The following is a 9330-nucleotide window of genomic DNA, read 5'->3' as shown; positions in this document are numbered from 1 at the left end:
AGTTCGTAATGAATTAACTGTTGTTCACTCTTCAAGACTTTAAAACGTATTTTTTTGTGATACGGTCTTGTGAGTGCCCACACAGATTGTCTGATTAATTGTTAAAGAGCAGGCTGAATCAAAAAATAACATTCTCGTTCAGCCGGGCTGCGTATACTACGCTGTTCGCCCGCAGAGTCAAGCGCTTATTCGCTTTCCTTCTGCCTGACCTCACAATGTTTATCAGCGTTGTGTCGGTCAGTGGTGGCGCATTATAGGGAGTTCTCTGGCGCTGGCAATAATTATTTTGAAAAAAATTGATCGTTTGATTAATTCCACAGCAACACGCCACCTTATACCTACTTACCAACAGATTTATCCACAAATGGCTAGTTGGATGAAAATTTATCGAGCATCACGCAAACGTTTTCGTTACAATCCCGTGGTTAAAATCATCAAGCGATTTTATCTGACTATATTGAAATGTTATTGCAGTGCCCATTTTTTATGTCCTGATATAGTGGGTTCTTCCCAATAACATGTTACTGCTTACTGCCTTACAAAATCCAAGGGATCAAATCAATGCAACAGCTTCGTCCAATCCGTCGTGCCCTGCTTAGTGTTTCCGATAAATCAGGGGTTGTTGAATTTGCAAAAGCCTTATCTCAACGCGGTGTCGAATTGCTTTCCACTGGTGGCACAGCTCGTTTACTCGCTGAATCAGATCTAAAGGTTACTGAAGTTTCAGATTATACCGGCTTTCCTGAAATGATGGATGGCCGTGTTAAGACGTTGCATCCTAAAGTACATGGCGGAATCCTTGGCCGCCGTGGACAAGATGATGAAATCATGGCACAACACCAAATCTCACCGATCGATATGGTGGTTGTGAATCTATATCCATTCGCCCAGACCGTAGCTAAACCCGATTGCACTTTAGCAGATGCTGTTGAAAACATTGATATCGGCGGCCCAACTATGGTTCGTTCTGCGGCTAAGAACCATAAAGATGTAGCAATTGTGGTTAATAGTAATGATTATGAAAAAATCATTGAAGAGATGGATAACAATCAGGGGTCATTAACACAATCGACCCGCTTCGATTTAGCCATTAAGGCTTTTGAACACACCGCTGCTTATGACAGCATGATTGCTAACTATTTTGGCAAGCTGGTTCCTCCTTATTATGGTGATACTACTCAGCCATCAGGACGTTTCCCCCGTACTCTGAATTTGAATTTTATTAAAAAACAGGATATGCGCTACGGTGAGAACAGTCATCAGGATGCTGCCTTCTATATAGAAGAAAATCTCTCTGAATCATCTATTGCAACTGCAACTCAGTTACAAGGTAAAGCTCTTTCCTATAATAACATTGCAGATACAGATGCAGCCCTGGAATGCGTTAAAGAATTCACCGAGTCCGCATGCGTTATTGTTAAGCATGCTAACCCCTGCGGTGTAGCCATTGGGAAAGATATTCACGAAGCTTATGATCGCGCATTCAAAACAGATCCAACCTCCGCTTTCGGCGGTATTATTGCTTTCAACCGTGAACTTGATGCTAAGACCGCACAAACCATTATCGACCGCCAATTTGTAGAGGTGATTATCGCCCCCTCAGTGGATGAAGATGCATTGCCGATATTGGCTACTAAGCAAAATGTCCGCGTTCTGGTATGTGGTGAATGGGAAACCCGAATTGCTGGCCTTGATTTTAAACGAGTTAACGGAGGTCTACTGGTACAAGATCGCGATCTTGGAATGGTAGCAGCAACTAACTTACGTGTAGTTTCCAAACGTCAACCTACTGAGCAAGAAATGAAAGATGCTCTGTTCTGCTGGAAGGTTGCTAAATTTGTCAAATCCAATGCCATTGTTTACGCAAAAAATGATATGACCATCGGTATTGGCGCAGGCCAAATGAGCCGTGTCTATTCCGCAAAAATTGCAGGGATCAAAGCAGCCGATGAAGGCTTGGAAGTTCAGGGATGCGCAATGGCGTCTGACGCATTTTTCCCATTCCGTGACGGTATTGATGCCGCCGCAGTTGTCGGCGTGAGTTGCATTATCCAACCCGGCGGTTCAATCCGTGACGACGAAGTGATTGCCGCGGCTGATGAACACGGTATTGCTATGATTTTCACCGGCATGCGCCACTTTCGCCACTAATCAATAAGCAGGAGTTAATCTGATGAATATTTTAATTGTTGGTAGCGGTGGACGCGAACATGCTCTGGCATGGAAAGCAGCCCAATCTCCTTTAGCTGATAAAGTCTATGTCGCTCCAGGAAATGCGGGAACGGCTCTAGAAAGCAATCTCGAAAATATTGACATCTCAGCGACAGATATCAACGGTTTGTTGGTATTTGCACAAAGCCATGATATTGGGCTGACTATCGTTGGTCCTGAAGCGCCACTGGTGATAGGTATTGTCGATGCATTTCAAAAAGCCGGGTTAACTATTTTTGGCCCAACTCAAGCGGCCGCTCAATTAGAAGGCTCAAAAGCCTTCACCAAAGATTTTCTGGCTCGCCATCAAATCCCAACTGCGGCTTATCAGAATTTTACAGAAATCGAACCGGCTCTTAACTACTTGGATAAAATCGGCGTCCCTATTGTTATAAAAGCTGACGGGCTGGCTGCGGGTAAAGGTGTAATTGTTGCGATGACACAGGAAGAAGCCCAATCCGCCATAAAAGATATGCTAGCAGGAAATGCGTTTGGTGATGCAGGCCACCGTATTGTTATTGAAGAATTTTTAACGGGTGAAGAAGCTAGTTTTATCGTTATGGTCGATGGCAAGAACGTTATTCCAATGGCGACCAGTCAGGATCATAAACGCATAGGTGACGGTGACACGGGTCCAAATACCGGCGGTATGGGAGCCTATTCTCCCGCTGCGGTCGTCACCGATGAAATCCACCAGCGTATTATGGAAGAGATTATTTATCCTACCGTTAATGGTATGGCTGCTGAGGGGCATGTCTATACCGGTTTTCTTTATGCCGGTTTGATGATCAACGAAAATGGCGAACCAAAAGTCATTGAATTTAACTGTCGCTTTGGTGATCCGGAAACTCAACCCATCATGATGCGTATGCGCTCTGATCTGGTTGAACTCTGTCTAGCTGGTGCAAAAGGAGAGCTTGCGGGTAAAACTTCTCATTGGGATGAACGCCCTGCTCTGGGTGTGGTACTCGCTGCCGGCGGGTATCCTGCTGATTATCACAAAGGGGATATTATTCATGGCTTGCCCCAACAAGAAAATGAAAGTAGCAAGGTTTTCCATGCAGGTACGGCAGTGAAAGGTAGTGAAGTTATTACCGCCGGTGGACGCGTTCTGTGTGTTACAGCATTGGGTGAAACCATTATAGATGCACAGAAAAATGCCTACCAACAAGCAGAAGAGATTGAATGGAATAACTGTTTTTACCGTAAGGATATCGGATATCGAGCAATTAACCGATTGAAGTAATCATAAAACTGACGAAGGTCAGAGGCTGTCCTTCGTCGGTTCCCAACGACAAAAGTCATTATTGGCTACCAACAATAATTCTCGGCCAACAGGCGCTTCCAACCAAGCAATGGTTAATTGGCCGTAGCTGCTTTTTTCGCGCTGTTCAAGCCATGACCTCGCGTAAGGTTCAAACTCTACAGAAATCGTTTCACCTGCACAGGTAGTAACTTTACCGTTATTCCAGTGCCCTTGCATCAAACGTACATTTCCCACGATCAACGCGTCACTTAATTCAAGCGTTCGTTTAGCGTCAAACTGCATACGAACAATATCATCGCTGGAGAGGAGTTCACGCCGCGCTTTCGACTGCTTTTGCATAAAAATCACCTCACCGGATTTATCCAGACGAAGTTGTTCAGACAGTGGATTTTTATCACTCAAAATTTCACGACGAATTTGGCGCAAATCGCCCTGTTTATATTCATAAAAAGTCACGACGGTATTGTCATTACGGTAGGGGCTGTAAACACTCATCAGCACCCGAGGTTTACTATCCTGATCGTTGAGACGCCACAAGCGGACAACGCCATCATCTGCAATGAATCCACTTGCGCTGAAAGAAGGTTGTTTAGGTTGATTGGTACAGGCGCTGAGCGCGAAGACGAATCCTAGTGTCATCAGCCCCTGACGAACCAACAAAAGGGGATAAATAATACCCCTTCTATTTTTTCTTTTTTGCAATGAAATTATTTAACTGCGTCTTTCAAAGCCTTACCAGCAGAGAAAGCAGGTACGTTTGCAGCCGCGATTGTAATTTCTTTACCGGTTTGCGGGTTACGACCCGTACGTTCTGCACGATGGTTAACTTTGAAAGTCCCAAAACCTACCAGTTGTACTGAATCACCCGCTTTCAGGGATTCGGTGATTGCATTCAAAGTTGATTCCAGAGCAGCCTTTGCCTGAGCTTTAGTCAGGTCTGTGCTTTCTGCGATTGCATCAACTAATTCAGTCTTATTCATAGATTATCCTTACAGTGTGTTTATCGTTTGCAAAGCATCGAGTGCGACGGATATGCCGAATGACAGCACCCCTGCATACACGCACCGATAGCCACTTCTTTTCACCCCCCAAATGTAGAACAGAGTGGGGGCAAAAGTGAAGCCTTTGAACATGGCATTTAAAGCATTAAATCACGTTTTTTCACTTTACTGCGTTAAATTTATGCCAATGTTGCTCGTTCCTGACTCCCGGAGGTCAGCTTTCAATCCTTTAATCAACTCAATATCCCGCTCTTCGCAGCTAACCAATAAGCGATAAATTTCCCATTGGATATCCCACTCTTGTTCAATAGCAGGTAACATTTTCAGTTCTTCATCGGTCATTTCTTTCCCGGCCTGAGTCATTTCAAGCATAGCAACGGTGCGAATTGAAATTTCACTCACTGCAATTGCATGCTCCAATGTTTCACCACTCAGACGAGCATGAACAGTTTCCCCTAATGCAATACATGCATCAATCGCCGGGTACACACCGTAAATATCGTAATCATCCGCTGAGGGAATAGCTTGTTCCAACTTTTCCAGCTGATTATCAAAATTCACTTTGGCATCTTTTACAACTAATATTTCCCACACCAAATCCAGAATACGGCGGTAAATAGCCGGTTCTGCAAACGCTGTCTGAAGACAGAACATCTGGTAATTTGGATACATCCGTTCGCACAGACTTGCCATAAAGGTCAGATGCTGCCAGCTTTCAAGTTTTTCCAGCCGTAAATGTATCGGGTTTCGTAACATTAGTTTTTACTCATTATGCACAATTTGCTCCGCAGTTTACCTGAAATTCAAGAATATCCACACGCTTACACCGAATTTAAGGATTTTTCTGTATCATTCGTTCAAAAAACGACCTATTTGAGGCTGCGCCATCTGCCCAACGGGTTGTTTCAGGCAGCCGATAGCCTTTCATACAACGTTCCACCCATAACAATGCACTATCAAGACTGATTCGGTGCCCTGTAGAAATATACAACGGATTACAACCTTTTTTACTCCGCCATACCCAACCAATCTGTTCTTCTTTATCAATCAAAGGTTGACAACTGCCGGGCTGTTCTCCCAATAGTTCACTCTCACCACATAAACGACGCTTTGCCACACCAATTGTAGGTACATTTGCTAATAAACCAAAATGGCTGGCAACACCTAAACGGCGTGGATGAGCAATGCCATGACCATCCACCATCACCAGATCAGGTATGTGTTTCAACAATTGCCAAGCAGCCATTAATGCAGGGTATTCACGGAAAGAGAGTAAACCGGGAATATAAGGCAGAGTAGTTTCAATTCGGGCTATCTGATATTCCACCAGTTCAAGGGCAGGATAAGAGAGAACCGCTATCGCCGCCCGGGTGATCGTCCCTTGCTGTTCAAAGCCCACATCAGCGCCAGCAATCAATTTAGGTGGGGGAAAATCATCATAACGGATAACCTGTTGAGCCTTTGCTATTTGCTCCTGGCGTAGCGCTTTCGTATTAATCATATGCTTACTGATGATATTTAGTTGAAAGGTTATGTACAGCCTCAACAAATACACCTGCGTGTTCCGGCAGTACATCCTGATGGATACCATGACCAAGATTAAAGACATGACCAGAACCCGCGCCAAAACCTTGCAAAATTGTCGAAACTTCCTGTTCAATGCGCTCTGGAGAAGCGTATAACATGGATGGGTCCATGTTGCCCTGCAAAGCAACTTTATTTCCCACACGACGACGTGCATCGGCAATATCTGTCGTCCAATCCAGACCAAGCGCATCACAACCGGTTTCAGCCATTGCTTCCAGCCATTGTCCGCCACCTTTAGTAAACAGTGTCACCGGCACACGACGACCTTCATTTTCACGGATCAGGCCATCAACAATCTTATGCATATAATGCAAGGAAAATTCCCGATAATCCCGCCCCGTCAGCACTCCGCCCCAAGTATCAAAAACCATTACAGACTGAGCGCCTGCTTTAATCTGAGCATTGAGATAAAGAATAACGCTGTCTGCCAGCTTATCCAGCAATAGATGCATTACGGCAGGTTCGACATACATCATTTTTTTGATTTTAGTGAATGCCTTACTGCTGCCACCTTCCACCATATAAGTCGCCAGTGTCCACGGACTACCGGAAAAGCCAATTAGAGGAACCTGCCCCGCCAGTGCCTTACGAATCGCACGTACTGCATCCATCACATAACCCAGCTCCATTTCCGGATCAGACACCGACAGTTTTTGCACATCGGCACGATTTAAAATGGGAGATTTAAAACGCGGACCTTCACCTGCTTCAAAATAGAGCCCCAGCCCCATAGCATCAGGAATGGTGAGAATATCAGAGAAGAGAATCGCTGCATCTAGCGAATAGCGCCGTAAAGGTTGCAAAGTGACTTCGCAGGCAAGTTCCGTATTTTTACATAGAGAAATAAAATCACCGGCTTCAGCACGGGTAGCTTGATACTCAGGCAAATAACGACCGGCCTGTCTCATCATCCAAACAGGTGTAACATCAACGGGTTGACGTAATAAAGCTCGCAAATAACGGTCGTTTTTCAGCTCATTCATGACAGGCTCCATCTATTTATTGGCCGCAATATAATCTGACTACAATTGATTAGGCGTCATTGTAACATGACAGGTAGATCTCTCCCGTTGAATTGCGCCAAACTGTAGATTACGCATTTCGGCACAGAACAATCGTATCTTCAATCAACCGACGAGCAATAGTATTGGGTGGTGGAATCAATGGCAGTTGCTCATAGTGATACCAATCCGCACTAATCAGCTCTTTCGGATCATGACGGATCTCCCCACTGTCATAATCAGCCAGAAATGCCATCATCAATGAATGAGGAAAAGGCCACGGTTGAGAAGCCACATAACGTAAGTTGCGAATTTTAATATTACTCTCTTCCATCACTTCACGAGCCACAGCTTCTTCCAGTGTTTCACCGACTTCGACAAATCCCGCAAGTACGGTGTAAATGCCTCCACGATGGCGCTGATGTTGAGCCAACAAAATATGATCATCCCGACGAATACCGACAATAATACAAGGCGCTATCTGCGGATAATAACGTTCGTGGCAGTGATGGCACAGACAAGCCCATTCACTGACACAATGGTACATTTTATTACCGCAATAACCACAATATTGGTGAGAGCGATAAAACTCCGCCAATTGCACTCCTCGGCCAGCTAATTGAAACAAGCCACGATCATCTTTAACAATCTGCCGTAAAGAAACCATATTTGCAGCCATTTTCTGACGAATAAGCCAAACCTTCTCACCTTGCCACTCACCGATAGACAAGGCTATTTTTCCTTGCAGTGACCATTGAGTTGCCATTCCAAAAGGTAATTCGCCTTTAGGGAGCCAAATACGATTTTCATCGCTGATAACCCACCAGCCACATTCTGTACCTGTAATTTGTTGTTGCATCATCACTATGACATCTTAATTTTAATATCTGTATAAATCATACGCTTTTTAATCAAAAAAACCTGTTTTATTACTCTTATCAAGATCGTATTGCTCGCTTTGACAGTAATCGGCATTATTCTCAACTATCGATATACTTTAGACTTGAGGAGCACAACACCATGCCACAACTGCTTGCCGTGTTTGATCTGGATGACACCTTAATTTCCGGTGATTCCAGCGCTATATGGACCGAGTTTTTATGGGAAAAAGGCATCATTACCGATCCAAGCTTTATTGAAGCAGATAAAAAAATGACGGCTGATTACAGTGCTGGCTCACTAGATATGAGTGGTTATCTGTCATTTAGCCTGCAAACACTGCATCAAGTTCCACAAGAACAAGTTGATCTTTGGCTGACTGAATTTGTTAACGAAAAAATTAAACCGCGATTTTATCCACAAGCCAAAGCCCTAATTACAGACTATCAACAGCAACAAATTCCAATCATTGTTATCTCAGCTACTGTCTCTTTTATTGTAAAAAAGATTGCTACCGAATTGGGCATTCACACGGCACTGGGCATTGATATGGTAATGGAAAATGGCTGTTATACCGGCAAAATAGATGGCATTGCGGCTTTTCGTGAAGGTAAAGTAAAACGGATAAAACAGTGGCTGGAACAGCAAAATAGCTATCCTGAAATTATCCGCTTTTACAGTGATTCAATTAATGATCTCCCAATGTGTCAGTTTGCCAACGAAGTAATTACAGTCAATGCCGATGCCCGTTTAAAAGCCGAAGCACAACAATATGGCTGGAAACAATTAATCTGGTCACTGTAAATACTTTCAATCAGTAATGGGTTTATGGTTTCCATAATTACCCGTTATCTTTCAACAGACAACCCAATTGCTGGGGAGAATATTGCAATAAAATTGAGGTCTTGACGAAACAGAACAAGTCATTTTGTTTCCGCAAACAACCCATCTAATCGCGTTCCCTATGCTCTTAAGGTGTCATTTCGCTCCCTATAAATAAAAACAAAAATGCCGATCTTGAATATCGGCATTTTACTGTAAAAGAGAAGATTAATTTAATGCTTTAACGCTTCAATTCTATCCCGGCTCAGTCCGGTACTGGTGACAATAATGTCTAAACTCACGCCATGCCGTAATAAGGCACGAGCCGTTTCCACTTTACCTTTCTCTCGGCCTAGTTCAATACCTTCCTCTCGACCTAGCTCAATACCTTTCTCTCGGCCTAGCTCAATACCTTCTTCTCGGCCTAGTTCAATACCACGCTCAAGCCCTTTTTGTTCAAGCTGTTCTGCAATAGTCATCAACATCGTTTCATGCTCCGGAGATTGTTCAATCAGTTGATGGACAAATTGGGAGAGATCCAGCGTATGCCCATTCAGTAAAA

General features: G+C 43.9%; 9 protein-coding genes and 1 pseudogene. 3 read left to right on the top strand and 7 right to left on the bottom strand.

The features are described from left to right. Positions 1-561: 561 nt before the first annotated feature. On the top strand, positions 562-2151 hold the full coding sequence (purH, locus tag EAE93_RS23160) for a bifunctional phosphoribosylaminoimidazolecarboxamide formyltransferase/IMP cyclohydrolase (RefSeq protein WP_036814770.1): 1590 nt from the start codon (positions 562-564) through the stop codon (positions 2149-2151). A gap of 22 nt (positions 2152-2173) precedes the next feature. Next, positions 2174-3457 (top strand): phosphoribosylamine--glycine ligase, encoded by a 1284-nt coding sequence (gene purD / locus EAE93_RS23155; RefSeq protein WP_040150867.1) that lies wholly within the window; start codon positions 2174-2176, stop codon positions 3455-3457. Positions 3458-3475: 18 nt separating this feature from the next. Here purD and EAE93_RS23150 read toward each other — a convergent pair whose 3' ends face one another. From EAE93_RS23150 to nudC, 6 genes are all read right to left on the bottom strand, one after another. After that, on the bottom strand, positions 3476-4117 hold the full coding sequence (locus EAE93_RS23150; RefSeq protein ID WP_036781115.1) for a DUF1481 domain-containing protein: 642 nt from the start codon (positions 4115-4117) through the stop codon (positions 3476-3478). Positions 4118-4185: 68 nt separating this feature from the next. Further along, positions 4186-4458, bottom strand: a complete 273-nt coding sequence (gene hupA, locus EAE93_RS23145) for a nucleoid-associated protein HU-alpha (RefSeq protein ID WP_012776594.1) — start codon at positions 4456-4458, stop codon at positions 4186-4188. A gap of 186 nt (positions 4459-4644) precedes the next feature. Beyond that, positions 4645-5235, bottom strand: coding sequence for a YjaG family protein (locus EAE93_RS23140; protein ID WP_036814772.1), 591 nt, complete (start codon positions 5233-5235; stop codon positions 4645-4647). Between the two features lie 76 nt (positions 5236-5311). Continuing rightward, on the bottom strand, positions 5312-5980 hold the full coding sequence (gene nfi / locus EAE93_RS23135) for a deoxyribonuclease V (RefSeq protein WP_214040652.1): 669 nt from the start codon (positions 5978-5980) through the stop codon (positions 5312-5314). 4 nt (positions 5981-5984) lie between these two features. Continuing rightward, complete coding sequence (gene hemE / locus EAE93_RS23130; RefSeq protein WP_214040651.1) at positions 5985-7049, bottom strand: uroporphyrinogen decarboxylase; 1065 nt, start codon at positions 7047-7049, stop codon at positions 5985-5987. A gap of 109 nt (positions 7050-7158) precedes the next feature. Beyond that, complete coding sequence (nudC, locus tag EAE93_RS23125) at positions 7159-7926, bottom strand: NAD(+) diphosphatase (RefSeq protein ID WP_214040653.1); 768 nt, start codon at positions 7924-7926, stop codon at positions 7159-7161. 161 nt (positions 7927-8087) lie between these two features. On the opposite strand from nudC, the gene EAE93_RS23120 reads away from it, so the two are divergent. After that, the gene (locus tag EAE93_RS23120) at positions 8088-8750 is read left to right on the top strand and encodes an HAD family hydrolase (protein ID WP_214040650.1); all 663 of its coding nucleotides are present in this window, start codon (positions 8088-8090) and stop codon (positions 8748-8750) included. A 251-nt stretch (positions 8751-9001) separates the two neighbouring features. Here EAE93_RS23120 and EAE93_RS23115 read toward each other — a convergent pair. After that, positions 9002-9330, bottom strand: a pseudogene (locus EAE93_RS23115) (ISNCY family transposase); the annotation flags it as partial.

The sequence above is a fragment of the Photorhabdus akhurstii genome (genome assembly GCF_018448925.1).
GTDB lineage: Bacteria > Pseudomonadota > Gammaproteobacteria > Enterobacterales > Enterobacteriaceae > Photorhabdus > Photorhabdus akhurstii.
Note: the sequence above shows the minus strand (reverse complement) of the source record. Positions and strands in the feature narration are given on the sequence as shown.

Coding starts and splice junctions, on each gene's coding strand:
- purH (WP_036814770.1), top strand. CDS start 562: ATGCAACAGCTTCGTCCAATCCGTCGTGCCCTGCTTAGTGTTTCCGAT.
- purD (WP_040150867.1), top strand. CDS start 2,174: ATGAATATTTTAATTGTTGGTAGCGGTGGACGCGAACATGCTCTGGCA.
- EAE93_RS23150 (WP_036781115.1), bottom strand. CDS start 4,117: ATGACACTAGGATTCGTCTTCGCGCTCAGCGCCTGTACCAATCAACCT.
- hupA (WP_012776594.1), bottom strand. CDS start 4,458: ATGAATAAGACTGAATTAGTTGATGCAATCGCAGAAAGCACAGACCTG.
- EAE93_RS23140 (WP_036814772.1), bottom strand. CDS start 5,235: ATGTTACGAAACCCGATACATTTACGGCTGGAAAAACTTGAAAGCTGG.
- nfi (WP_214040652.1), bottom strand. CDS start 5,980: ATGATTAATACGAAAGCGCTACGCCAGGAGCAAATAGCAAAGGCTCAA.
- hemE (WP_214040651.1), bottom strand. CDS start 7,049: ATGAATGAGCTGAAAAACGACCGTTATTTGCGAGCTTTATTACGTCAA.
- nudC (WP_214040653.1), bottom strand. CDS start 7,926: ATGCAACAACAAATTACAGGTACAGAATGTGGCTGGTGGGTTATCAGC.
- EAE93_RS23120 (WP_214040650.1), top strand. CDS start 8,088: ATGCCACAACTGCTTGCCGTGTTTGATCTGGATGACACCTTAATTTCC.